We start from the raw sequence: 24,129 nt of genomic DNA, 5'->3' as shown, positions 1-24,129 counted from the left end.
CTCGGAAACCGTCACTCCGGTCCGATGTGATCACGGTCCGTGTCAGGCGTGGCCCACGCCGGCGGCCGTCGCGTCGAGGGCGGCGAGCACCCGCAGCCCGCGGTCGGGCTCCCGGTCGATGCCGGTCAGCAGGCCCGGCACCGCGATGCCCGGCAGCAGATGTCCCCACAACTGGGAGATGCGCTCCGCCAGATCCTCCCGGTCGGTCAGCGCCCGGGACATCAGCTGTATCCCGGTGAACGAGCCGACCAGTAGCTCCACCGTCTGCCGGGGCCGCACAGTGGGCAGCAACTCGCCCTGCTCCAAAGCCTGTTCCAGCACGACGACCAGCAGGTCCGCCCACTGCCGGAACGCCCCGGAGTGGTCGACGCCGGACGGCGCGCTCTGGTCCACGGCGAGCCGCACGCTCCCCTTGAGCAGGGGGTGGTGCCGCAGCCGCTGCCCGAACACGAAGGTCATGTCGACGACTTCCTGCAGCTTGCAGGGCTGCGGCGGCACCGCGCCGAAGGAGATCTGCTCGTCCAGCACGGCCTGCGCGAGCGACTCCTTGGAGGGGAAGTGGAAGTACAGGGCGCCCTTGGTCACCGCGGCCCGCTCCAGGACCATCGAGATGGTGGTGGCGGCGTACCCGTGCTGGTCGAAGACCGCCCCGGCGGCATCCAGGATCACCTGCCGCGTTCTGATGGCGCGCTCCTGCCTCGCCATAACAGCCCCTTCGTCACCCGAGTCGGCCTGTGCGCCCCGCGTCTGCCGGAGCGGTGGGGCACGAGCGAGTGACCCGCGGCCGCATTGAAAACAAACCGGTCGCCTCGTACTCTAACGCTCGCGGCACGGGCACCTCGCCGCCTGTTCAGCGCAACGCACGGGCACACACGGGGGACCCAAGGAGGGGACATGCCACCTTCGCGGCCAGTCGCCACGACCCTGCTCGCCGGACTCCCCACGGCGCCCGGCGGATTGACGGCCACGGTACCCCGCCAGCTCGTCCACCGGGCCTCGGTAGCCGAAACGTTTCTCACCGGGGCGGTCGCCACCGGCGCCGACTCCTTCGACGTCTTCGCCGAGTGGCCGCGCACCCACCAGCTGCTGGTCTCGCCCGACCGGTCGGCCTACCAGCCGATGCTCGTCGCGGAGACCGTCCGCCAGGCCGGCACCCTGCTCGCCCACACCGCCTACGACGTCCCCCTCGGACACCACTTCGTACTGCGGGAGCTGGACATCACCACCCGGCCCCACCTCCTGACCGTGGGGTCCTCACCCGCCGAACCCCTGCTGCGCGTCACCGTCACCGACGTCACCCGCCGCGGCGGCCGCCCCGCCGGATTCCGCTACGAGGCCGACGTCCTGCTCGGCTCCACGAGCGTCGCGACCGCACGGGTGGCGGCGACCTGGACCGGCGAGGCCGTCTACCGTCGGCTGCGCGGCGGCCGTTCCGCCTCCACCGTCCCCGTCCTTCCCCTCCCGCCGGGCCTGCCGCCCGCCACCGTGGGCCGCGCCTCGGCCGCCGACGTCGTCCTGGCCCCGGCCGCCGCCCCCGGCCGCTGGCAGCTTCGCGTCGATACCGGGCACGCTGTTTTCTTCGATCATCCCCTCGACCACGTCCCCGGGATGCTCCTGCTGGAAGCCGCCTGCCAGGTCCTCGCCGCCGACCCCGCGAGCCGCGGACGGACCCCGGTCTCCTACTCCTGCGTCTTCCACCGGTACGCCGAACTCGACCTGCCCACCTGGATGGTGCGCACCGGGACGGCGGGGCCGGGCGGCAACGGGGTGCGTGTCACGGCCCGTCAGAAAGACGCCACGGTATTCGAGTGTGGGGTGGGGACGGGGGAGCGCTGAGATATCGTGTGCACGGACTGAGAAACAAACGGCATGTCCCGTTCTTTTCCGCCCCCTTCAGGAGTGTCCCCCCGATGGCGAGGCAGCTACGCGCCGAACAGACCCGCACCACGATCCTCACAGCCGCCGCCGAACTGTTCGACCGTCATGGCTACGAATCCACCAGTCTGAGCGACATCGTCGAGCAGGCCCAGGTCACCAAGGGAGCCCTGTACTTCCACTTCGCGGCGAAGGAGGATCTCGCGCAGGCCATCATGGAGCTCCAGTCGCGGGCGTCCCGGCAGGTCGCCGCCGAGATGGAGGGCCGCGGTCACTCCTCCCTGGAGGCGCTGATACGCACGACGTTCGGCATCACCCGCCTGTCCGTCGAGGGCCCCATCCCGCGCGCCGGGCTGCGCCTGGCCACCGGGGGAGTGGTGATCCGCCCGCCCCTGCGGCACCCGTTCACCGAACTGCTGGACATCACCACCCGCCGGCTCGTGTGCGCCGCCCAGGAGTCCGACCTGCACCCGGACGTCGACGCCGAGGCCGCCGCGCACGCCCTGGTCTGCTTCTACATCGGCACCCGTGTCGTCGGCCGCTCCACGGAGAGCGTCGCCCGCCAGCCCCGCCGCGTGGCCGAGATGTGGCACCTGATGATCCGCGGGCTGGTCCCGGTGCCCCGCCGCGCCCGCTACCTCACCCTCGCGACACAGCTGGAACGGGAGATCAGAGCCGTATGACACGGGCGGTACGGTGAGGCGCATGCCCGTACGGTCCGACGTCCCGCTCCCGCCCGTCCTCCGCGCCGACGAGCCGGGCTCCTTCCCGCACGGCGTCCTCGCCGAACGGCACCCCGCGATCATCCGCCAGGTCCAGGACGCGTCCCCCTACGGACCCGAGCGGCGCCGCGCCCTGGACGCCCTGCTCGCGAACTGCCTCGACGGCGTGATCGAACCGCTGCCCGCCGACGCCCACGACCGGGACCGCTGGACCGCCTGGGGCGCGGACGCCCACACCGGCCGGTCCTGGTTCGACGTGCCGTGGCTGTGGTCCGAGAGCTTCTTCTACCGCCGCCTCCTCGACGCCGTCGGCTACTTCACCCCCGGGCCCTGGCAGGGCGTCGACCCGTTCCGCCCGTCCAAGACGGCCGAACTCGACTCGTCCGAGACCGACGAGGAACTGGCCGCCCTCGACGCCCTCGCCGGTCTCCCCCCGGCCGAACAGGACCGGGCGCTGCTGCACGGCTCCCTGTGGGGCAACCGGGCCGACCTCAGTTTCCGGCTGGGGGCCACGGGCGACCCGTCCGCCTCCGGCACCCCGCCCCTGGTGGCCGACGACAGCGACGTCCTCTGGTCGCTGCTCCCTCCCTCGGGTACGGCCACCCTCTGCCTGATCGCCGACAACGCCGGCCGTGAACTCGTCCCCGACCTGCTGCTCATCGCCCGCCTCCTCACCGAGAAGCGTGCCGCCCGGGTCCTGCTGCACGTGAAGCCGCATCCGTACTACGTCTCCGACGCCACGCACGCCGACGTGCTCGACGCCCTGCGCCGGCTCGTCACCGCGCCGGGTGCCGCCGCCGAGCACGGGCGCGTCCTGTGGGCGGCGCTGACCGACGGCCGTCTGAGCGTGCGCGCCCACCCCTTCTCCTGTGCCCCGCTGCCGTACGCGGACATGCCCGCCGACCTCCGCGGGGAACTGGCCTCGGCGACCCTGACCATCCTCAAGGGCGACCTCAACTACCGCCGCCTCGTGGGGGACCGGCGCTGGCCGCCCACGACCCCGTTCGCCGAGGTGACCGCCTACTTCCCCGGACCGGTCGCGGCCCTGCGGACCCTGAAGTCGGACGTGGTCACCGGCCTGGACGCCCGCACGGAGACCGCGCTGGAGGCCGCCGAGGGGCAGAAGTGGCGGACGGCCGGGACGCACGCCCTGATCCAGGTGCGGACCTGATGGAGGCGGCGATCTGACGGAGGCACCGATCTGACGAAGGCAGCGGATCCGGCGGCCGGCGGGCCCGCCGTGCGCCGGTGACCGCCCCGGGACGCCACGACACCCCGCCCCGGACGCCCGCTTCCGCCCCCGTTTCACGCGATGGTGTGATCATGTGCGGCCCGGAGGATGCCCGCCGAAGGCCCTGGGTAGGGCCGGGCCATGACGCAGCAGCCCTTCGAACTCCCGCACTTCTACATGCCGTATCCCGCGCGGCTCAACCCGCACGTCGACGAGGCCCGCGCCCACTCGACGCGGTGGGCGCGCGAGATGGGCATGCTGGAGGGCTCCGGGATCTGGGAGCAGGCCGACCTCGACGCGCACGACTACGGCCTGCTCTGCGCCTACACCCACCCCGAGTGCGACGGACCCGCGCTGTCCCTCATCACCGACTGGTACGTGTGGGTCTTCTTCTTCGACGACCACTTCCTGGAGACCTTCAAACGCACCCAGGACCGGGCCGGCGGCAAGGCGTACCTGGACCGGCTCCCGCTCTTCATGCCCCTGGACCCGGCCACCCCGACGCCGCAGCCGGAGAACCCGGTCGAGGCGGGCCTGGCCGACCTGTGGCAGCGCACCGTCCCCACGATGTCCGCCGGGTGGCGCCGCCGCTTCTCCGTGGCGACGGAGCATCTCCTCAACGAGTCCCTGTGGGAGCTGTCGAACATCAACGAGGGCCGGGTCTCCAACCCGGTCGAGTACATCGAGATGCGCCGCAAGGTGGGCGGGGCGCCCTGGTCCGCGGGGCTCGTCGAGTACGCCACCGCCGAGGTGCCCGCGTCGGTCGCCGGGACCAGGCCGCTGCGGGTCCTCATGGAGACGTTCTCCGACGCCGTGCACCTGCGCAACGACCTGTTCTCCTACCAGCGCGAGGTCGAGGACGAGGGCGAACTCTCCAACGGCGTCCTGGTGCTGGAGACCTTCTTCGGCTGCACCACCCAGGAGGCCGCCGACACCGTCAACGACGTCCTCACCTCCCGGCTCCACCAGTTCGAGCACACCGCCCTCACCGAGGTGCCCGCGGTGGCCCTGGAGAAGGGGCTCACCCCCGGCGAGGTCGCCGCCGTCGCCGCGTACGCCCGGGGACTGCAGGACTGGCAGTCCGGCGGCCACGAATGGCACATGCGCTCCAGCCGGTACATGAACAAGCGCGCCGAGCCGTCCACGCCCTGGCGGGGGCCGAGCGGCCCCGGCACCTCTGCCGCCGACGTACGGGCGCTGCTCGCCTCGGCCGGCGCGGAGCGGCTGCGCGCCTACACGCATGTGCCGTACCGGCGGGTCGGCCCGTCCCGGCTCCCCGACTTCTACATGCCCTTCTCCCTGGAGCTGAGCCCGCACCTCGACGCGAGCCGGGTGCGGCTCGCCGAGTGGACGCGGGAGATGGGGATCCTGTCGGAGGGGGTCTGGGACGAGGACAAGCTGCGCTCCTGCGACCTGCCGCTGTGCGCGGCCGGACTCGATCCCGACGCCACCCCCGAGGCCCTGGACCTCAGTTCCTCGTGGCTGGCCTGGGGCACCTACGGCGACGACTACTACCCGCTCGTCTTCGGCCACCGCCGGGACCTCGCGGCCGCCCGGGCCACCACCCACCGGCTGTCGGCGTGCATGCCCCTGGAGGGCGAGCAGGCCGTCGTCCCGGTCAACGCCATGGAGCGCGCGCTGATCGACCTGTGGGCCCGCACGACCGCCGGGATGACGCCGGAGCAGCGGCGGTTCCTCAGGGACGCGGTGGACGTCATGACCGAGAGCTGGGTGTGGGAGCTGTCCAACCAGCTCCAGAACCGCGTCCCCGACCCGGTCGACTACCTGGAGATGCGCCGCGCCACCTTCGGCTCCGACCTCACCCTCAGCATGTGCCGGATGGGCCACGGGCCCGCCGTACCGCCGGAGGTGTACCGCAGCGGTCCGGTGCGCTCCCTGGAGAACGCGGCCTTCGACTACGCGTGCCTGCTCAACGACGTCTTCTCGTACCAGAAGGAGATCGAGTACGAGGGCGAGATCCACAACGCCGTCCTCGTCGTGCAGAAGTTCTTCGGCATCGGCTACCCGGCCGCGCTGGACGTCGTCCATGACCTGATGACCCAGCGCATGCGGCAGTTCGAGCACGTCGCCGCGCACGAACTGCCCGTCGTGTACGACGACTTCGGGCTGTCGGACGAGGCGCGGGACATCATGCGGGCCTATGTGGCCGACCTGCAGAACTGGATGGCGGGCATCCTCAACTGGCACCGCGAGGTGGACCGTTACAAGGCCGAGTACCTGGCCCGGCGCGCCCACGGCTTCCTGCCGGACCGGTCGCCCGCCGTGCCCGTCCTCGGCTGACCCCGCCTCCCCCCTGCCCGGCCGCGTGCCGGGCGGGGGCGTCCTGCCTCAGTACTCCTCGCGACGGGGTGCGGCCCGCCACGCGTCGAACGGCCGCGTGCGGTCCGGCAGTTCCAGCCGCTCCAGCGACAGCGGCCAGGGCACGTCCTCCCGCCGGGCGAACAGCTCGTGCAGGGCCGCGTCGTCGAAGCCGGCCGCCGCGGCGTCGTGCCGGTCGGCGCAGTACACGACCCGTTCGAGGCGCGCCCACAGGGCCGCGGTCAGGCACATCGGGCACGGCTCGCACGACACGATCAGCGCACAGCCCTCCAGCGAGGCGCTGCCCAGCTTCTCGCACGCCGCGCGCAGCGCGCAGACCTCGGCGTGCGCGGTGGGGTCGAGGGCGGCGGTGACACAGTTGGTGCCGGTGGCGACCACCTCGCCGTCCCGGACGACCAGCGCGCCGAACGGGCCGCCGCCCTCGGCCACGCTCTCCGTGGCCAGCGCGACGGCCCGCCGCATCCACTCATGCTCGGCTCGCGTCGTCACGGTCACTCCTGGGGGTGGGGGAGACGGCAGATCAGTCTCACTCGATCGTGGCTCGTGGTGCGCCGGTGCGCCGGGTAGGCACCTGCCGGAGGCGATCCGATGGAACAGACTGCGTTGCGACCCAAGCCCATGCCTGGTCAGGGGCCCACCGACAAGGACCGGGCGGACGGGGGCGCCCGGCGCCCGCACGCCGCGCCCCGCCGGCGCGGGCGGCGCCTGGCGAACCTCGCCGCCGCGGTCCTCGCGGCCCTGGTCCTCGTCCTGGCGGGTGTCGGGCTCGGCACGCTCGGCAGCACGGTGATCGGCATGAGGGAACTCGCCGCACTCCAGCGCCAGAGCGGCCCCGGGCCCGCCGCCACCCGGCCCGCCACCCCGGCGCCGGCCACCGCGTCGCCCGCGCCGGCCACCGGCGCGACGCTCGGGGTGGAGGCCGTCGACACACGGGGGCCGGGTGCCCTGGTCGTCGCCGTCCATGTCCCCGGCCCCGGCTACACGGCCGGCCTGGTCCGCGGGGACGTCGTCCTCGCCCTCGGCCGGTCCCGCGTCGACGACGCGGCATCCCTCGCCCGAGCGGTCTCCCGCGCCCGCCCCGGCCGCGAGATCACCCTGACGGTCCGCCACGGCAACGGCACCCGCCAGCGCCTGACGGCCGTCCCGGGCGTCACGACCTGACCACCCACCCGGCGGATCCACGCGGCGCCGCCGGACGCGTGACGCCATGCCGGCCCGGCGTCCGCACCCACCCCCGGGGTTGACGGGCTGCGGGAGTGCCGTGTGGCGCGAGTCGTGTTCGCCGGACGGGTGGACGCCCGGCGCACGGCCGTGCGGGCGTCACGCTCGGGCTGTCCGCGCTCGCCGGTTTCCGGCGCCGCGGCGCGTGGCGGCGGGACGGGGCGCACGCCGTGTCCCCGTGGTGTCCGCATCCGCGCCGGGCCTCCCCGGCACCGTCGCGTCCCGCCCCCGGGTGCGGCGTCCGTGAACCGGTGACGAGGTTCCCTGACCGGCTCGCGTCCGTCCTCCCGGGCGGGCAGGATGCTGCCCGTACTCCTTTCACGTGACCTGGGAGGCCCGGATGAACGGCATCGCGCCCGCGCCCTTCACCGCCGACGACTACCGGGCCCGGATGGAGCGCGCCGTCGGGGCGGCCTCCGGCGCCGGCCTCGCCGGGCTCCTGGTGGCCCCCGGCCCCGACATGGTGTGGCTCACCGGGTACTCCCCGCCCGCCGACACCGAGCGGCTCACCCTGCTGGTCCTCACCGCGGACCACGGGCCCGTCCTCGTCGTCCCCGCCCTGGAGGCCCCGGACGCCGCGAAGGCCACCGGCGCGCCCGCGCTGACCCTGCGTGACTGGACCGACGGCCAGGACCCCTACGCCGCCACCGCCACGCTCCTGGACGCGAGCGGCCGGTTCGGCATCAGCGACAACGCCTGGGCGATGCACCTGCTCGCCCTCCAGCGGGCCCTGCCCGGCACCTCGTACGCCTCCCTCACCGACGCCCTGCCGATGCTGCGGGCCGTCAAGGACGCGGCCGAGCTGGAGCTGCTGGTCGCCGCGGGCGCCGCCGCGGACGCGGCGTTCGAGGAGATCCGCAAGGTGCCCTTCGGCGGGCGCCGGGAGTCCGAGGTGGCCGCCGACCTCGCCGGGCTGCTGCGGCGCTTCGGGCACTCCCAGGTCGACTTCACCATCGTCGCCTCCGGCCCGAACGGCGCCGACCCGCACCACGAGGCCGGTGACCGGCGGATCGAGCGGGGCGACATGGTCGTCCTCGACTTCGGCGGCCTCAAGGACGGCTACGGCTCCGACACCTCCCGCACGGTCCACGTCGGACCACCCACCGACGAGGAGCGCCGCGTCCACGACCTGGTGCGGGCGGCCCAGGAGGCCGGATACCGGGCCGTCCGGCCGGGCGCGGCCTGCCAGGACGTCGACCGGGCCGCCCGCGCCGTCATCGAGGAGGCCGGCTACGGCGACCGCTTCATCCACCGCACCGGCCACGGCATCGGCGTCACCACGCACGAGCCGCCGTACATGATCGAGGGCGAGGAACAGCCCCTGGTGCCCGGCATGTGCTTCTCCGTCGAGCCGGGTGTCTACCTGCCCGGCCGCTTCGGGGTGCGCATCGAGGACATCGTCACCGTCACCGAGGACGGCGCCCGGCGCCTGAACGACACCACCCGGCAGATGGTCATGGTCGACTGACCGGTGACCCGCCCCGGAGCACGGAGCCCCCGTCCACCCCCGAGCGACAACGGCGCGACCATGACCCAGGCACCGACACCCACCGAGGACACCGTCCGCCGGCTGGTCCGTTCCCTGCTCAAGGACGGCACCGGCGACGCGGCCGGCCCCGAGATCCGGCCCGCCTCCCCGGGCGCCGACCCCATCACCTGGCTGGTCGGAACCCGCCATGTGCTGCGGCTCGCCCCCGACCGGGAGGCGGCCGTCCGCCAGCGCCGCGAACTGCGGCTGCGCGAGCTGGTGCGCCCGCACGTGCCCGTCGCCGTGCCGACGAGCGTCGCCCACGGCGAGTGGTCCCCCGGCCTGACCTACACCCTCGACACCCGGATGCCCGGCGCCCCGGGCACCGAGAACAAGGTGTCCGCCATCGGTGAGGCCGACCTGTCCGGGCTGCTCACCGGGCTGCACCAGATCTCCGTACGGCAGGCCGAGACGCTAGGCGTGCCGCGCGCCGCCCCCCGTTCGCTGGAGGCGCTGCGCCGCACCGCCGAGGGGGCCGCGGCACGGCTGGCCGCCGCCGACGAGTTCGACGCCGAGCGTCTGCGCCAGCTGACCCGGCCCGCGGCCGTGCAGCTCGGGGCGCAGCCGGGCGCGGCCGTCCTCGTCCATCACGCCCTCACCGGCGACCACCTCGTCGTCAGCGCCGACGGCCGGGTGCGCGGCGTCCTCGGCTGGGACGGCACCGTGGTCGGCGACCCCGGCGAGGACATCGCGGGGCTCGCGCTCGCCGTGGGCTCACCGGCCGCCGTCCGCGCCGCCACCCTCGCCGGGTACGGCGCCCGCACCTGCCTGCGCGGCCTCTGGCTGGCCCGCTGCGACGCGATCGTGCGCTTGGCGGCCCGCCTGGACGGGCAGGGCACGACGCCCCTGCCCGTGCTGCGCTCCTGGCTGCGCAACGCCTGGGAGGCGATCCTGCTGGAGCGGGTCACGGACGACGCCCCCGAGCCGTGAGATCCGGTTCAGGACTGGAGCAGGACCACTGCCGACTCGCCCGGCACGTGCAGCACCCCGTCCGCCCCCGGTGACTCCACCGGCTCCCAGGCGGCCAGGACCTCCGCCTTGCGCGGGCCGAGCGGGATCGCCGCCGGGCGGTCGGAGAGGTTCACGGCCACCCGGACGTCCCCGCGCCGGAAGGCGAGCCAGCGGGCCCGCTCGTCGTAGGCGACCTTGGTGTCGGCGAGGTCGGGGTCGGTGAGGTCGGGCTGTTCGTGGCGCAGGGCGATCAGGCGCCGGTACCAGGCGAGCACGCGCGCGTGCGGCTCGCGGCCGGGTTCGGACCAGTCCAGGCAGGAGCGCTCCCGGGTCGCCGGGTCCTGCGGGTCCGGCACGTCCTCCTCGGCCCAGCCGTGCGCCGCGAACTCCCGCCGCCTGCCCCGCCGTACCGCCTCGGCGAGCTCGGGGTCGGTGTGGTCGGTGAAGAACTGCCAGGGCGTGCCCGCCGCCCACTCCTCGCCCTGGAACAGCATCGGCGTGAACGGCGCCGTCAGCGTCAGCGTGGCCGCGCAGGCCAGCAGGCCGGGGGAGAGGGAGGCGGAGAGCCGGTCGCCCTGGGCGCGGTTGCCGACCTGGTCGTGGGTCTGGCTGTAGCCGAGCAGCCGGTGCCCGCCCACGCGCGTACGGTCCAGGGGGCGTCCGTGACCGCGGCCCCGGAAGCTGGAGTGGGTGCCGTCGTGGAAGTAGCCGCCGGTCAGGGTCTTGGCCACGGCGGCGAGGGGCGCCTGCGCGAAGTCGGCGTAGTAGCCCTGGGACTCGCCGGTCAGGGCGGTGTGCAGGGCGTGGTGGAAGTCGTCGTTCCACTGGGCGTGCAGCCCGAGCCCGCCGTCCTCGCGCGCGGTGATCAGCCGCGGGTCGTTCAGGTCCGTCTCCGCGATCAGTGACAGCGGCCGGCCCAGCTCGGCGGCGAGGGCGTCGACGGCCGTCGACAGCTCCTCCAGGAAGTGGCACGCGCGCGTGTCCACCAGCGCGTGCACCGCGTCGAGGCGCAGCCCGTCGAGCCGGTGGTCCCGCAGCCAGGCGAGGGCGCTGCCGACGAGGTAGGCGCGCACCTCGTCCGAGCCGGGCGCGTCCAGGTTGACGGCGGCACCCCAGGGCGTCTGGTGCCGGTCGGTCAGGTACGGCCCGAAGGCCGGCAGGTGGTTGCCGGACGGGCCGAAGTGGTTGTGGACCACGTCCAGCACCACGCCGAGCCCCAGCGCGTGCGCCCGGTCGACGAAGCGTTTCAGCGCCTCGGGGCCGCAGTACGGCTCGTGCACGGCCCACAGCGAGACCCCCTCGTACCCCCAGCCGTGCCGGCCGGGGAAGGGGGTCAGGGGCATCAACTCGACGTGAGTGACGCCCAGTTCGGCGAGGTGCCCGAGCCGGTCGGCGGCGGCGTCCAGGGTGCCCTCGCGGGTGTACGTGCCCACGTGCAGCTCGTACAGGACCGCGCCGGGCAGCGGCCTGCCCGCCCACTCGGTGCGCCACTCGTAGCGGGCCTGGTCGACGACCGCGCTCAGCCCGTCCGGCCCGTCCGGCTGCCGCCTCGACCGCGGATCGGGCAGCACCGGCCCGTCGTCCAGTGCGAAGCCGTACCGGCTGCCGTCCCGCGCGTCCGCCTCCCCCCGCCACCATCCCGCACGCTCCGGATCGGGCTCCAACGCGCTTGTGGCGCCGTCGCAATGGAGCGTGACCAGGTCGGCCTGTGGTGCCCACACCTCGAACTGCACGGACGGTTCCCCTTCGTCTGCCCACGGTGACGTAGCCCGTCCATGGTGCTCCACCGGAGATCGATCCGCTGGGGGATCCACCCTTTCGCGGCGGGCGGCGTGCCGCACGGCACGCCGCCCACCCCGGCGGCCGTTTCCCCGTTTTCTGGACAGCCGCGACGCACTGACCGACAATCAGCACCGTGACGTCGTCCTTCGAGTTCCCCACGTACCCCGCGCGGCTGTCCGACGCGGAGCGCGACAAGGCGCTGAAGGTGCTCCGCGACGGCGTCGCCATGGGCCGGCTGTCGCACGACACGTTCGTCCGGCGCATGGAGCTGGCCCTCGCCGCCCGCCGCGCGGACGAACTCCTCGCGCTCACCGCGGACCTGCCCTCCCAAGGGCGGCTGTCCCGCGTGGTGTTCGGCGCCGTGGAGGCGGTCTCCGGCTTCACCGTGCGGCTGCGCCGCGCCTGGCAGGCCGAGCGGCTGCCCAAGCTGCTGCTGCCCCACCCCGCGACCGGGCATCCGCTGCGCATAGGCCGCGATCCCGCCAACGGGCTGCGGCTCACGCACGAGACGGTGTCCCGCGTGCACGCCGAACTGAGCCACCAGGCCGGTCTGTGGGTGCTGCGCGACCTCGGCTCCACCAACGGCACGACGGTCAACGGCCGTCGTGTCATCGGGGCCGTCGTCGTCCGGGAGGGCGACCAGATCGGCTTCGGGCGGATGGCGTTCCGCCTCGCCGCGCACTGACGAGAAACCGCCTCCGGCCCGGCCGGGGTGACTCAAGTCGCTTTGTCCGTCGCGGTGTTGACGTACACCCCAAGTCGTGACTGACTGTGCGTACACCATGCACACCAGGTGAACCGACGGCACCGGATTCGTGGAGGTGTGCCCTGCCGCCCCTCCTGCGCTATCCGACCGTCGACGAGCTCGGGGCGCGAGCGGCCTCGCTCGTCGCCCGCCATCCCCGGCAGACCCGGTTGCGCCGGGTCGGGACCTCACGGGCAGGCACGCCCCTGTGGCTGCTGTCCGTCGGCCACGGCGGCCGCCAGGCCCTCGTCGTGGCCGGGCCGCACGCCAACGAGCCGGTGGGCGGCGCCACCGTCCTGCGGCTCGCCGAGCGGGTGCTGGCCGACCCCCGGCTCCACGAGGGCGCCGACGCCACGTGGAACCTCCTGCTCTGCCTCGACCCCGACGGCCTGCGCCGCAACGAGGGCTGGCTGCGGGGCCCGTACGCCCTCGGCGACTACTTCCGGCGGTTCTTCCGGCCCGGCTTCCTGGAGCAGCCCGAGTGGCTGCCCGACGGCGCCGAGGCCGTGACGCTCCCCGAGACCCGCGCCCTGCTCGCGCTCCAGGACGAACTGCGGCCCTTCCTGCAGTGCTCGCTGCACGGCGTCGACGTCGGCGGCGGCTTCGTCGAGCTGACCCACGACCTGCCCGGCCTCGCCCAGCGCGTCGCGCGCAGCGCTGCCCGCCTGGGCATCCCGCGCGAGCTCGGGCCCTACGACACCCTGTACTGGCCGGAGCTGGGCCCCGCCGTCTACCGGATCCCGCGGCCCCGGCGCGGCGATCTGGCCGCCGCCATCACCGAGGCGGCCGTGGAGTCGACCTGGTTCCACCCGCACCGGTACGGCACCGTCACGGCGGTCGTCGAGGCGCCCATGTGGGGTGTCGCGGCGGTGGAGGACGGCGCCCCGCCCGCCGACGAGGAAACGGTTTTGCGCCGGGTGAGCCACACCCTGCGCGACGACACCCGGGTCCTGGAACGGCTGCTGGCCCGTCTGCGCCCCCATCTGCCCGCCGGCTCCGAGGCGGCCCGGCTGCTCGCCCCCGTCGACGACTATTTACTGGTCTGCCCGGGCCTCGCCGACACCTGGGACCCCGACGTCCCGGACCCGGTGGGCACCCACCCGCTGCCCCGGCTCAGCACCGCCCATCTGGCCGCCCTGCGCATCGCCGGACGGCGTCTCGCCCTGCGCACCGCCGGACTGCTGCACCAGCTCGTCACCGGCGCCGGCCACGATCCGGCGGGCGTGCTGCCCGAGCTGGAGCGGTGGCTCGACACCTGGTGCGACGACTACCGCGACGGGTGCGGGGCCCGCTGGATACCGGTCGCCCGCCAGGTCGAGTACCAGTCGCGCGTGGTGCTCTCCGCGTTCGAACTCGCCCACCGGCACACGTCCGGGCGATCCCGTTCGGGTGAGTCGGGCTGGAACACGGGGGCCACCGTGCCGATGCATCGGGAATGACCCGACGCACCACACTCGTACGAGGCGGTCTGCTCGCGGCCGCCGCCGCCCTGACCCTCGGCGCCGCCGCACCCCACGCGACGGCCCGGCAGGCGGACTCCGGCAACTGGCTCTTCGTCACCGTCACCCGGGGCGACGGCCGGCACGGTGAACGGCCCGGCCGGCTCCTGCTCTGCGACCCGCCGCAGGGCCACGCCAAGGCGGCCGAGGCCTGCGCACAGCTGGACGCGGCGGACGGCGACATCCGCAGACTCGAACGGCGCGACACCTACTGCCCCATGGTCTACGCGCCCGTCACCGCCCACGCGCGCGGCGAGTGGAACGGCCACCCGATCGACTACCGCGAGACCTTCGCCAACGGCTGCGGGATGGCGGCCCGCACCGGCGCGGTCTTCGCCGTGGACGGCTGACCGGACGGCCCGCGCGGCCCGCGCGCGTACCGGCGGCTCAGCCCGGCCGGTCGCGCGCGTGCCGCGCCGCCGCCAGGACCGTGCGGGACTGGTGCTCGACCTGGTGCTCCAACGGCACCCAGCGGGCCCGGAACCGCTCGGCGAACGCCTCGCTCCAGTCCGCCACCAACTGGTCCAGACGCTGCGCCCCCCGGTCCTCGGTCTCCCGCAGGACCCGCAGCAGCATGGCGGCCGCCCGCAGCGGCAGCCGGCGCCCGAACGCGTCCACGCTCCCGATGTACGCCATGGTGCCGTCGGCGGGCGGGGTGCGCGTCCAGTCCGCCGCCAGCCCCGGCACCAGCTCCAGCGCCCACTGCGCCGCCCGCAGCAGCGGCCCGTCGACGCCCGCCAGCCGGGGCCGCGCCTGCGCCAGCACCCGCTCCACCTCCAGCGCGTCCCGCAGCAGCCGGGCCGCCAGACGCCGCATCGCCCGGTCCGGCGCCGGATGCGGGGCCGGGTCGTCCACCAGGTCGCTGGCCCACATCGGCACCTCCACCACGGCGGTCAGCCCGCCGTAGCGGTGCACGTGGTACCAGGTGCTGCTGCGCGCGTCGTCCGGCATGCTCGGATACGCCGCCCGCACGTCCGGCGCCGGCATCACATGCACCCCGGGACCGGACGCCGGCCAGCCCACCGCGTCCGACGCGCCGGTCTCCACCGGGATGTGCAGCTCGGCCGCCGACTTCGCGAACGGCTCGGCGAGCCCGGGGACGTCCCGGGTCAGCTGCACCCAGCTGCCGCCCAGGTCGGTGCCGTGCAGGGTCACCTGGAGGTAGGGCCGCAGCTCGTCGATGACCGCGGTCAGCACCCGGGTCTCGGGGGGCAGCAGGCCGGGCGGCAGCGTCGCCGGCGCCCACTCCGGCTGCTCCGGGGCCGCGGGCCGGAAGAACCCGCGGTGGTAGTCGTACAGGCTCCGCGGGGCCGGGGTGACATGCAGGCTCGCCCCGTCGGGGTCCGCGCACAGCAGGAAGTGCCAGGAGACGTCCGCCCGCAACTCCCGCTCCATCAGCACCCGTTCGGCGACCGCGAGCACCGCGGGGCCGCCGGAGGGCTCGTTGGCGTGGGCCCCCGCGACCACCAGGACGGCCCGCGCCGCGTGGCCGATCGACAGCAGGTGCAGGGGTCTGCCCGCCCGGGAGGCCCCCACCTGCCGCAGCCTGCACAGCGCGGGGCGGTGGGCGGCCAGCGAGCGGGCCGACCGCACCAGCTCGGCAGGAGTGGGGTAGCGCAGCTCCGTCAGGGAACTCACCCCCGTCACGTCCGCCCGGCGTCGCCTTCCGCAGTACCCCACGTACTCGTTGAGCTGTCAAGGAGCACACGGGGAGTCCGCCGGGGGCGCCCGGAGGCACCACCGGCCGGCAGCGCCCCGGACCTGCCCGTCACTCCCCGGCGCGTTCCAGCAGCGCCACCGGCAGCCGCTCGAAAAGCTGCTCCACGCGCGCGTGCCCGGTGTACTCCCGCTCCGGGTCCAGCACGTCGACCCAGCGGCCCGGCGGCAGCTCGAGCTTGGTGTCCTGCCAGCCGCCGTCCCGCGCCAGCCGCAGCGACAGCCGGGTGGCGGCGGTCAGCACCTCACCGGACCGCACGAACGCCACACAGTGCTCCGCCGCCGGGCCCTCGGCGGCGAGCGGCTGGTACGACGCCGCGTCACCGAACACCTCGGGGCGCCGCCGGCGCAGCCGCAGCGCCGCCGCCGTCACCCGGCCCTTGTCGCCCGGGTCGGCGGGCGGGAACGCCACGGCCCGGCGGTTGTCCGGGTCCACCAGCGCCCGGTACTCGCCCTCGGTGCCCTGGTAGACGTCCGGCACGCCCGGCATCGTCAACTGGGTCAGGGCCATGCCGAGCACATTGGCCCGGACATGGGGCTCCAGGCCGCGCCGGAAGGCCGTCACGCGCTCTCCCGGCACCCCGCACGGCCCCGCGGCCACGAAGGCGGCCACCGCCTCCTCGTACGGCGGCTCCTGCTCCGTCCAGCTGGTGAAGAGGCCCGCCTCCCGGACGTGCTTGAGCAGGGCCCCCTGGACGCGGTCGGTGTCCGCCTCGCCCAGACCGAACACCGTCTGCCAGGCCGCCCACGCCAGCTGCGCGTCCGGGACGCCCTCGCCGTCCCGCGTCACCTCCGCCACGACGTCCGCCCAGTCCCGCGGGCACTCGGTGAGCACGGCCAGCGCGGCCCGCACGTCGGCGCTGCGCTTGGTGTCGTGCGTGGAGACGACCGTCCCGGTCAGCGGCCAGTCCCGCTGCAGGCGCGCGCAGTAGGCGTGGAACCGGTCCGGCGACACGGAGGGGCTGCCCGGGTCGCCGCCCACCTCCGTCGCCGAGAGCAGCGCCACATGCCGGTAGAACGCCGTGTCCTCCACCGACTTGGCCCGCAGCGCCGACGACGTCTGCGCGAACCGCGTCCGGAACTCGACGGCGGCAGGCCCGTCCCCGGCACGCCCGAGCACCAGGTCGCGCACCACGTCCACGGCGCCCGCCTCCTCGGGCACGGCGAAGCCCCGCCGCGCCTCGGCGGCGGCCTCCTCGGTGAGCACGAGGGAGGCGTCGGCCGAGGCGTACGGCCGGTAGACGTCCATCCGGACCAGCAGCTCCTGGAGGGCGGTGCGCAGCGCCCAGGGCGCCCGGTCGCGCAGCGCCGGGTCGGGAGAGGTGTCGCAGACCCGGTGCGCCGCCCGCGTCAGCCGGTCGACCTCCGCGGCCAGCTCATGGGTGAGCACCTTGTACCCGGCGCGCCGCACCGTGGCGTCCCAGTCGCCGCCCCGGTCGGTCTGCGGGGCCGCGAACCTCCGGTAGGCGCCAAGCAGTTCCCCGTACCCGGCCGGGTCGGTGAACAGGCCGTCGACGTGCCGCAGGGCGTCATAGCCGGTGGTGCCGGCGACCGGCCAGGCGGCCGGCAGATGCTCCCGGTCGGACAGGATCTTCTCCACCACGGTCCAGCGCCCGCCGGTCGCCTCGTGCAGCCGCCGCAGGTAACCGTCGGGGTCGGCGAGGCCGTCGGGGTGGTCGACGCGCAGCCCGTCGACCACGCCCTCGTGGAGCAGCTGGAGGATCTTGCCGTGGGTGGCCTCGAACACCTCGGGGTCCTCCACCCGCACCCCGATCAGCTCCGAGATGGAGAAGAACCGCCGGTAGTTCAGCTCGGTCCGGGCCAGCCGCCACCACGCCAGCCGGTACCACTGGGCGTCGAGCAGCCGGGGCAGCGGCAGGTCCCCGGTGCCCTCGCGCAGCGGGAACACATGGTCGTGGTAGCGCAGGACGTCGCCGTCCACGACCAGGTCGTCCAGCTCCTGACCGAGCGGGCCGCCGAGCACCGGGAGCAGCACCCGGCCGTCCTGCGCCTCCCAGTCGATGTCGAACCAGCGCGCGTACCGGGACGCGGAACCCTCGCGCAGCACCTCCCACAGCGCGCGGTTGTGGCGCGGGGCCATCGCCATGTGGTTCGGCACGATGTCCAGCACCAGACCCAGGCCGTGCTCCCGGGCGGTGCGGGAAAGGGCCCGCAGCCCGTCCTCGCCGCCCAGCTCCTCGCGCACGCGCGCGTGGTCCACGACGTCGTAGCCGTGCCCCGACCCCGGAACCGCCTCCAGGACAGGGGACAGGTGCAGATGCGAGACGCCGAGCGAGGACAGGTACGGCACGGCCTCGGCCGCCGCCGAGAACGGAAACGAGGGCTGTAGCTGCAGCCGGTAGGTGGCAGTCGGCACCATGGGGTCGGATCGCTCAGGTGTCATGCAGACCTACGTACCCCTCTTGCCGCCCTTCGTGTCATCACCCGCCGCCACGTGGACCCACGCGCGGGTGCGGCCCCGGTCGCCGGGACCGCACCCGCGCCGCGCCTACACCGGCCGCTGCAGCACCGTCAGGCTGCGGTCCACCAGCGTCAGCCGTTCCCCGGCCTGCACCTTGGGCCCCGTGCCGGGCGGCACCCCGTCCGGGCGGGCGGTGTCCACCACCACCTGCCACTGCCGGCCGTGGTCGACCGGCACGACGAAGTCCAGTGTCTTCGGCGAGGCGTTGAACATCAGCAGGAACGAGTCGTCCGCGATCCGCTCCCCGCGCGGACCGGGCTCGGAGATCGCGTTGCCGTTGAGGAACACCGTCAGCGCCGACGCCTGCGCCCCGTCCCAGTCCCGCTGGGCCATCTCCTTGCCCTCCGGGGTGAACCAGGCGATGTCCGACAGGTCGTCGTGGGTGCCCTCCACGGGCCGCCCGTGGAAGAAGCGGCGCCTGCGGAAGACCGGGTGGTCGCGGCGCATGCCCACCATCGCGCGCGTGAAGGCGAGAAGCTCCCGCGACGGGCTTCCTCCGGCCCCGTCCCCCTCCTCCTCACCGGGCTGCGGCCACCGCACCCACGACAGCTCGCTGTCCTGGCAATAGGCGTTGTTGTTGCCCTGCTGGGTGCGGGCGAACTCGTCGCCGTGGCTGATCATCGGCACGCCCTGGGACAGCATGAGCGTGGCGATGAAGTTGCGCATCTGCCGGGCCCGCAGGGCCAGCACGTCCGGGTCGTCGGTCTCGCCCTCCGCGCCGCAGTTCCAGGACCGGTTGTGGCTCTCGCCGTCCCGGTTGTCCTCGCCGTTGGCGTCGTTGTGCTTGTCGTTGTACGCCACGAGGTCGTGCAGGGTGAAGCCGTCGTGGCAGGTCACGAAGTTGATGGAGGCCAGCGGGCGGCGCCCGTCGTCCTGGTACAGGTCGGAGGAACCGGTCAGCCGGGAGGCGAACTCCGCGAGCGTGCGCGGCTCGCCCCGCCACAGGTCCCGCACGGTGTCGCGGTACTTGCCGTTCCACTCGGTCCACAGGGGCGGGAAGTTGCCCACCTGGTAGCCGCCCTCGCCGACGTCCCAGGGCTCGGCGATCAGCTTCACCTGGGAGACCACCGGGTCCTGCTGCACCAGGTCGAAGAACGACGACAGCCGGTCCACCTCGTGGAACTGGCGTGCGAGCGTCGCCGCGAGGTCGAAGCGGAATCCGTCGACGTGCATCTCGGTGACCCAGTACCGCAGCGAGTCCATGATCAGCTGGAGCACGTGCGGGGACCGCATGAGCAGCGAGTTCCCGGTGCCGGTGGTGTCCATGTAGTACCGGGGGTCGTCCGTCAGCCGGTAGTACTGGGGGTTGTCCAGGCCCCGGAACGACAGGGTCGGCCCCAGGTGGTTCCCCTCGGCCGTGTGGTTGTAGACGACGTCGAGGATGACCTCGATACCGGCCTCGTGCAGCGCCCGCACCGCCGACTTGAACTCCAGCACCTGCTGGCCGCGGTCGCCCCAGGAGGCGTACGCGTTGTGCGGGGCGAAGAAGCCGATCGTGTTGTAGCCCCAGTAGTTGTTGAGCCCCATGTCGACCAGCCGGTGGTCGTTGACGAACTGGTGGACCGGCATCAGCTCCAGCGCCGTCACGCCCAGCTCGGTCAGATGCTCGATCACCGCGGGGTGCGCGAGGCCCGCGTAGGTGCCGCGCAGCTCCTCCGGCAGCCCCGGATGGCGCATCGTCAGGCCCTTCACATGGGCCTCGTAGATCACGGTGTGGTGGTACTCGGTGCGCGGGCGCCGGTCGTCGCCCCAGTCGAAGTACGGGTTCACCACGACGGACGACATCGTGTGCGGCGCCGAGTCGAGGTCGTTGCGCCGGTCGGGTTCGCCGAAGTGGTAGCCGTAGACCTCCTCGCCCCAGCGGATCGAGCCGCTGACCGCCTTCGCGTACGGGTCGAGGAGCAGCTTGGCGGAGTTGCAGCGCAGCCCCCGCTCCGGTGCGTGCGGGCCGTGCACCCGGAATCCGTACCGCTGCCCCGGCATGACGCCCGGCACGTACGCGTGGCGTACGAAGGCGTCGCTCTCCCGCAGTTCCACCGCCGTCTCCGAGCCGTCGTCGTGCAGCAGACACAGCTCTACTCGGTCCGCGGCCTCTGTGAAGACCGCGAAGTTGGTCCCGGCACCGTCGTACGTGGCACCGAGTGGATATGCCTCTCCAGGCCAGACCTGCATGGACACGACTCTTTCAGCTCGACCCCGCCGACGGGGGCGCCTTGACGTCGAGTCTCCCCGAAAGTCATGGAACCACCCCCGACTTACGTCCCTCTTACCGGTCGACCAGTGCATACACCGTATGCCGAACGTGTGGGGCAATCACATACTCCCGATGACCTAGGGGGAGTAGGGGGAAGATGTGCGCGAGATAGTGCACCGCCATCTGGGGAAGGTGGTGGCCGGTGCGGCCATCGCGGTGGCGGGGACCGCCGTGATGGTCGGGATCACCCTGCCGGGCACGGCGGGGGCCGGCGAACAGGCGGGCGACACCGCGGGGCAGGCCGCGGCCCGGCAGCAGGGGACCGCGGGACAGGGCGCCGGCGCGGTGGCGCCGGGCGTCGTGGAGGAGGCCCCGGAAGACGGCGACAAGGGCGTCGGCGACGACCCGCTGACCGACGACGAGACGGAGCGCGCGGCACGCCTCGCGGCGAGCGGGCAGCTGCGCACCGCCGGGGAGAACGTGACCGGGGACCGCGGCGCGCAGCGCCTCGGCGTCGAGCTCGCCGAGCCGGACGGCGACGGGACGGACCGTGCGGGCGGGCCGCGCCGGGCCGAGGTGACGCTCTACGACTACAAGACGGACGCGCTCGTCACCCGGACCGTCGACCTCGACACCGGCAAGGTCGAGCGGACCGTCACCGAGCACGGCGTCCAGCCGCCCCTGAGCCGGGCCGAGTACGCCGAGGCCGCGAAGCTCCTCATCGCCCACCCGCTGGGCGCGGGCATGAAGGCGGACTACAAGGACGCCACCGGCAAGGCGCTCACCTCACCGGACCAGCTGCTGCTCAACGGCGCCGTGTACCGGGCCACGCCGGGCGGGCAGCCCGCCGCGCTCGGAGAGTGCGGCGAGCACCGCTGCGTGCGGCTGTTCCCGAAGGTGAAGAACGGGCCCTGGATCGACGCCCGGTCCTTCGTGATCGACCTCAGCGCCCGCCAGGTCGCCCGGCTCGACACGCGCTGAGCCCGGCCAGGCCCGCTCCACCTCTCCACCGGGCCCGACCCGCCCGGACACCACGTACTCGCATCTCTCGCAAGAGGAGTCACCTCGTCATGCGTGCAAACAGTTCGACCAGCGGTTCCCGCCCGAGGAGAAGGGGCCGGGCCCGCAGGGGCGCCGCCGTCGGCGTGTCCCTGGCCGCCCTGGCCGCCGGCGCCACGACCGGCGCGGGCACCGCCACCGCCCAGCCGCGGGCCGCCGCGGCCGCCGCCGACTGCAGCGCCGCCTACCGCATCGAGCAGAAGCTCAGCAGCGGCACCACCTGGCGCATGTGCTGGCGCTACGACGGCAAGGCCGGGCTCGTCCTGGAGAAGATCTCCTACCAGCCCAAGGGCGAGACCCAGCCCATCAAGGTCCTCAACAGCGCCCGGCTCGGGCAGATCCATGTCCCGTACGACGACGGCAGCGTCGAGTACGACGACCTGACGGGCTTCGGCTTCGCGCAGGGCCTGATGCCCCTGAAGGCCACCGAGTGCCCCGGCGGCACGATCAAGACCGTCAAGGTCCCCGAGGCGTGGGACCCGCAGAACCCCGAGGTCAAGGGCCTGTGCACCACGACCCGCGCGCGGGGCCACGCCTACCGGATGCAGGGCGACAGCGCGAACAAGGTCTACGCCGCGCAGGGCGAGGACCTGCTCGTGTACACCGTCAACCAGGTCGGCTGGTACGAGTACATGACCGAGTGGCGCTTCCAGGACGACGGCACGGTCACCATGAACGTCGGTGCCACCGGCAGCCTGTCGTACGACGACTACGACGCCGGGGACGGCCGGGGCTGGCCGATCGGCAAGGGCGACCGCGCCAAGGCCACCAGCCACAGCCACAACGTGTTCTGGCGCCTGGACTTCGCCCTGGACGGCTCCACCAAGAACCGCGTCGAGCAGTACGACTCGACGGTGACCGCGCCCGCTTCCGGCGACCGCGCGCCGAAGACGAAGACCAGCGTCACCAAGGTCACCAAGGAGCTGGCCGGCGACGCCAAGGCGTACCGCTGGTGGCGGATGGTCAGCGCGACCGGCAAGAACGCGGACGGCCACGCCCGTTCGTACGAGATCGTCCCCGGCGTCAGCACCAAGTACCCGGGCCGCAGCTACACCAAGCACGACGTGTACGTCACCGAGTACGACAAGTGCGAGAAGTTCGCGACGCACAACTCCGGCTGCGGCAACGGGCACCCCAAGTCCGTGGACAAGTGGGTGAGCGGGCAGACCCTCAAGCACCCGATCACCTGGATGAACGTCGGCTTCCACCACATCGCCCGCGACGAGGACCAGCAGCCCATGCCGGTCCACTGGCAGGGATTCTCCATCGTGCCGCGCGATGTGACGGCCATGAACCCGCTCACGCCGAGCGAGCTCGCGTGGCAGAACGGCCACTGGCAGCCGCGCAGTTGAGAAACGACCTGTCCATCCGGCTGCACCGCCCGCCGCTCCCGGAGTACCCTTCCTTGATCGTTGGGACGGGGAGTGCTCGGGGGAGCGGAAGGCGGTGCGCGGGTGGGCTCGGGAGGGCTGGAGTTGCCCCCTGGTGACGAGGGTCACGAGGGGAACTCCCCGGACGTCCCGCCCGGCACGGTGTCCCTGGCCCGGCCGATGGAGACCAGTTCCATCGGCCCGGAGCTGGACTGGGACCCCGAGGCCTGGCGCGAGGTGCGCACCCGCGCCCAGCGGGCCGGGCGCGCCTACATCTGGCTGAACCTCGTCGAACAGCGGCTGCGGGCCGTCGTGGCCGCCGTGCTGCGGCCCGTGTACGAGCCCGTCCACGGGGACGACTGGGTGGTGGCGGCCGCCGGACCGGCCGGTCAGGAGTGGGTCCAGCGCGCGGTCGCCGTACGCGAGGTCAGCCGCCGCAAGGGCTACCTGCTCGACCCGGCCGACGACAACGTCCTCAGCTTCCTCACGCTGCCGCAGCTGCGCGAGCTGATGGTGCAGCACTGGCCGTGCTTCGAGCCGTACCTCGACGACCGGCGGGACGTCGAACTCGCCCTCGACGAGCTCGAGGTGACCCGGAACGTGGTCTCGCGCAACCGTGCCCTGTCCGAGGCCGTGCTCAACCAGGCCGAGCGGGCCTCCGCCCGCCTCCTGGAGGCGCTCGGCACGGGCGGGGACGTGCCGTCGGCCCGCCGGCTGCCCATCGACGCCGTCGAGGACCTGGTCGGCGACCGCTACTCCGACGTCGTCGCCGTCCACTCCGACCGGGTGCGGCTGCTGCGCCGGTTCCCCGCCGAGGACATCTTCGGCGGCGCGCGCCGGCTCGACGCCATCGGCATCGGCCTCAGCCTGCTGGTGCAGAACTTCTCCGGGCGGCGGCTGGTCCGGCTCGCCGAGGCCGGCTGCCGGGTGCGGCTGCTGTTCCTCAACCCGGCGTCCAGCGCGGTCAAACGGCGCGAGCGGGAACTGGGCATCAAGCGGGGCGAGCTGAGCCGCGCGGTGGAGATGAACATCCTGCACATGCGCCGGGTGCGGTCGCGATTGCGCGACCCGGGCGCCTTCGAGATCCAGGTCTTCGACGAGACGCCCCGCTTCACGGCCTACCTCGTGGACGGCGACAACGCCGACGGCATAGCGGTCGTGCAGAACTATCTGCGGCGCACCCGCGGCATGGAGGCGCCGGTCCTGGTGCTGCGCAACGGCAGCAGGGTCGTCAAGTCGGACGAGATCGACGAGGGCGGGCTCTTCCCCACCTATCGCGAGGAGTTCGAGCTGATGTGGGCAGATTCGCGCCCCGTGTCCTGAACTGCCCCGGCGGGCGGGAAATGTCCCACCGGGTAAGCGGAACGCGGTCCTCGGACTGTCAGTGGCCCATGGGAAGGTGGAGACCACTGGG

At 73.6% G+C, this 24,129-nt stretch carries 19 protein-coding genes; 13 read left to right on the top strand and 6 right to left on the bottom strand.

The window, feature by feature from the left end; all coding sequences use genetic code 11:
* Window positions 1–42: 42 nt before the first annotated feature.
* Complete coding sequence (locus ABZ899_RS29550; RefSeq protein WP_361351706.1) at window positions 43–705, bottom strand: ScbR family autoregulator-binding transcription factor; 663 nt, start codon at window positions 703–705, stop codon at window positions 43–45.
* Window positions 706–894: 189 nt separating this feature from the next.
* Between ABZ899_RS29550 and ABZ899_RS29545 the strand changes: the two genes are divergently transcribed.
* From ABZ899_RS29545 to cyc2, 4 genes are all read left to right on the top strand, one after another.
* Entirely contained in the window at window positions 895–1,836 is a 942-nt protein-coding gene (locus ABZ899_RS29545; RefSeq protein ID WP_361351704.1) for a ScbA/BarX family gamma-butyrolactone biosynthesis protein, read from the top strand.
* A 74-nt stretch (window positions 1,837–1,910) separates the two neighbouring features.
* Entirely contained in the window at window positions 1,911–2,558 is a 648-nt protein-coding gene (locus tag ABZ899_RS29540; protein WP_361351701.1) for a ScbR family autoregulator-binding transcription factor, read from the top strand.
* A gap of 22 nt (window positions 2,559–2,580) precedes the next feature.
* The gene (locus ABZ899_RS29535; protein WP_361351698.1) at window positions 2,581–3,768 is read left to right on the top strand and encodes a damage-control phosphatase ARMT1 family protein; all 1,188 of its coding nucleotides are present in this window, start codon (window positions 2,581–2,583) and stop codon (window positions 3,766–3,768) included.
* Between the two features lie 201 nt (window positions 3,769–3,969).
* The gene (gene cyc2 / locus ABZ899_RS29530) at window positions 3,970–6,129 is read left to right on the top strand and encodes a germacradienol/geosmin synthase Cyc2 (RefSeq protein WP_361351695.1); all 2,160 of its coding nucleotides are present in this window, start codon (window positions 3,970–3,972) and stop codon (window positions 6,127–6,129) included.
* 48 nt (window positions 6,130–6,177) lie between these two features.
* On the opposite strand, the gene ABZ899_RS29525 is transcribed toward cyc2, so the two are convergent.
* Window positions 6,178–6,630 carry a nucleoside deaminase gene (locus ABZ899_RS29525; RefSeq protein WP_361351867.1) on the bottom strand — a complete coding sequence of 151 codons (453 nt, stop codon included), beginning with the start codon at window positions 6,628–6,630 and terminating at the stop codon, window positions 6,178–6,180.
* Between the two features lie 126 nt (window positions 6,631–6,756).
* Between ABZ899_RS29525 and ABZ899_RS29520 the strand changes: the two genes are divergently transcribed.
* From ABZ899_RS29520 to ABZ899_RS29510, 3 genes are all read left to right on the top strand, one after another.
* Window positions 6,757–7,329, top strand: a complete 573-nt coding sequence (locus ABZ899_RS29520; protein ID WP_361351692.1) for a PDZ domain-containing protein — start codon at window positions 6,757–6,759, stop codon at window positions 7,327–7,329.
* A 400-nt stretch (window positions 7,330–7,729) separates the two neighbouring features.
* Window positions 7,730–8,857, top strand: a complete 1,128-nt coding sequence (locus ABZ899_RS29515; RefSeq protein ID WP_361351864.1) for an aminopeptidase P family protein — start codon at window positions 7,730–7,732, stop codon at window positions 8,855–8,857.
* Window positions 8,858–8,917: 60 nt separating this feature from the next.
* Window positions 8,918–9,847, top strand: a complete 930-nt coding sequence (locus ABZ899_RS29510) for an aminoglycoside phosphotransferase family protein (protein WP_361351689.1) — start codon at window positions 8,918–8,920, stop codon at window positions 9,845–9,847.
* 8 nt (window positions 9,848–9,855) lie between these two features.
* Here the strand turns inward: ABZ899_RS29510 and treZ are convergent, their stop codons facing one another.
* Window positions 9,856–11,601, bottom strand: a complete 1,746-nt coding sequence (treZ, locus tag ABZ899_RS29505; RefSeq protein WP_361351687.1) for a malto-oligosyltrehalose trehalohydrolase — start codon at window positions 11,599–11,601, stop codon at window positions 9,856–9,858.
* Between the two features lie 182 nt (window positions 11,602–11,783).
* Between treZ and ABZ899_RS29500 the strand changes: the two genes are divergently transcribed.
* The 3 genes from ABZ899_RS29500 to ABZ899_RS29490 all read left to right on the top strand — a co-directional run bounded on the left by ABZ899_RS29500 (window position 11,784) and on the right by ABZ899_RS29490 (window position 14,244).
* On the top strand, window positions 11,784–12,335 hold the full coding sequence (locus tag ABZ899_RS29500) for a DUF1707 and FHA domain-containing protein (RefSeq protein WP_361351684.1): 552 nt from the start codon (window positions 11,784–11,786) through the stop codon (window positions 12,333–12,335).
* Window positions 12,336–12,478: 143 nt separating this feature from the next.
* On the top strand, window positions 12,479–13,834 hold the full coding sequence (locus ABZ899_RS29495) for a M14 family zinc carboxypeptidase (RefSeq protein WP_361351861.1): 1,356 nt from the start codon (window positions 12,479–12,481) through the stop codon (window positions 13,832–13,834).
* The gene (locus tag ABZ899_RS29490; RefSeq protein ID WP_361351681.1) at window positions 13,831–14,244 is read left to right on the top strand and encodes an SSI family serine proteinase inhibitor; all 414 of its coding nucleotides are present in this window, start codon (window positions 13,831–13,833) and stop codon (window positions 14,242–14,244) included. Before ABZ899_RS29495 ends, ABZ899_RS29490 begins: the two co-directional genes overlap by 4 nt.
* Window positions 14,245–14,281: 37 nt before the next feature.
* Here ABZ899_RS29490 and ABZ899_RS29485 read toward each other — a convergent pair whose 3' ends face one another.
* From ABZ899_RS29485 to glgX, 3 genes are all read right to left on the bottom strand, one after another.
* Entirely contained in the window at window positions 14,282–15,532 is a 1,251-nt protein-coding gene (locus tag ABZ899_RS29485) for a M14 family zinc carboxypeptidase (protein WP_361351678.1), read from the bottom strand.
* Window positions 15,533–15,662: 130 nt separating this feature from the next.
* Window positions 15,663–18,014 (bottom strand): malto-oligosyltrehalose synthase, encoded by a 2,352-nt coding sequence (treY, locus tag ABZ899_RS29480; protein ID WP_361351676.1) that lies wholly within the window; start codon window positions 18,012–18,014, stop codon window positions 15,663–15,665.
* A 105-nt stretch (window positions 18,015–18,119) separates the two neighbouring features.
* Window positions 18,120–20,264 carry a glycogen debranching protein GlgX gene (gene glgX / locus ABZ899_RS29475; RefSeq protein WP_361351673.1) on the bottom strand — a complete coding sequence of 715 codons (2,145 nt, stop codon included), beginning with the start codon at window positions 20,262–20,264 and terminating at the stop codon, window positions 18,120–18,122.
* A gap of 181 nt (window positions 20,265–20,445) precedes the next feature.
* Here glgX and ABZ899_RS29470 point away from each other — a divergent pair, with 181 nt between their 5' ends.
* The 3 genes from ABZ899_RS29470 (at window position 20,446) to ABZ899_RS29460 (ending at window position 24,038) form a co-directional block, all read left to right on the top strand.
* A complete protein-coding gene (locus tag ABZ899_RS29470; protein ID WP_361351670.1) occupies window positions 20,446–21,267 on the top strand; it encodes a Tat pathway signal sequence domain protein in 822 nt (273 codons plus the stop codon).
* A gap of 89 nt (window positions 21,268–21,356) precedes the next feature.
* Window positions 21,357–22,697, top strand: a complete 1,341-nt coding sequence (locus ABZ899_RS29465; protein WP_361351667.1) for a copper amine oxidase — start codon at window positions 21,357–21,359, stop codon at window positions 22,695–22,697.
* A 102-nt stretch (window positions 22,698–22,799) separates the two neighbouring features.
* Entirely contained in the window at window positions 22,800–24,038 is a 1,239-nt protein-coding gene (locus ABZ899_RS29460) for an SAV2148 family HEPN domain-containing protein (RefSeq protein ID WP_361351664.1), read from the top strand.
* The last annotated feature ends 91 nt before the right edge of the window (window positions 24,039–24,129 follow it).

The sequence above is a fragment of the Streptomyces sp. NPDC046859 genome, assembly GCF_040645135.1.
Lineage (GTDB): Bacteria > Actinomycetota > Actinomycetes > Streptomycetales > Streptomycetaceae > Streptomyces.
This window is presented reverse-complemented; position numbering and strand designations above follow the sequence as displayed.

What these genes read in the sequence shown, in the direction of transcription:
- ABZ899_RS29545 (WP_361351704.1), top strand. Translation starts at nt 895, where the DNA reads ATGCCACCTTCGCGGCCAGTCGCCACGACCCTGCTCGCCGGACTCCCC.
- ABZ899_RS29510 (WP_361351689.1), top strand. Translation starts at nt 8,918, where the DNA reads ATGACCCAGGCACCGACACCCACCGAGGACACCGTCCGCCGGCTGGTC.
- glgX (WP_361351673.1), bottom strand. Translation starts at nt 20,264, where the DNA reads ATGCAGGTCTGGCCTGGAGAGGCATATCCACTCGGTGCCACGTACGAC.
- ABZ899_RS29535 (WP_361351698.1), top strand. Translation starts at nt 2,581, where the DNA reads ATGCCCGTACGGTCCGACGTCCCGCTCCCGCCCGTCCTCCGCGCCGAC.
- treY (WP_361351676.1), bottom strand. Translation starts at nt 18,014, where the DNA reads ATGACACCTGAGCGATCCGACCCCATGGTGCCGACTGCCACCTACCGG.
- ABZ899_RS29490 (WP_361351681.1), top strand. Translation starts at nt 13,831, where the DNA reads ATGACCCGACGCACCACACTCGTACGAGGCGGTCTGCTCGCGGCCGCC.
- cyc2 (WP_361351695.1), top strand. Translation starts at nt 3,970, where the DNA reads ATGACGCAGCAGCCCTTCGAACTCCCGCACTTCTACATGCCGTATCCC.
- ABZ899_RS29550 (WP_361351706.1), bottom strand. Translation starts at nt 705, where the DNA reads ATGGCGAGGCAGGAGCGCGCCATCAGAACGCGGCAGGTGATCCTGGAT.
- ABZ899_RS29465 (WP_361351667.1), top strand. Translation starts at nt 21,357, where the DNA reads ATGCGTGCAAACAGTTCGACCAGCGGTTCCCGCCCGAGGAGAAGGGGC.
- ABZ899_RS29525 (WP_361351867.1), bottom strand. Translation starts at nt 6,630, where the DNA reads ATGCGGCGGGCCGTCGCGCTGGCCACGGAGAGCGTGGCCGAGGGCGGC.
- ABZ899_RS29540 (WP_361351701.1), top strand. Translation starts at nt 1,911, where the DNA reads ATGGCGAGGCAGCTACGCGCCGAACAGACCCGCACCACGATCCTCACA.
- ABZ899_RS29520 (WP_361351692.1), top strand. Translation starts at nt 6,757, where the DNA reads ATGGAACAGACTGCGTTGCGACCCAAGCCCATGCCTGGTCAGGGGCCC.
- ABZ899_RS29515 (WP_361351864.1), top strand. Translation starts at nt 7,730, where the DNA reads ATGAACGGCATCGCGCCCGCGCCCTTCACCGCCGACGACTACCGGGCC.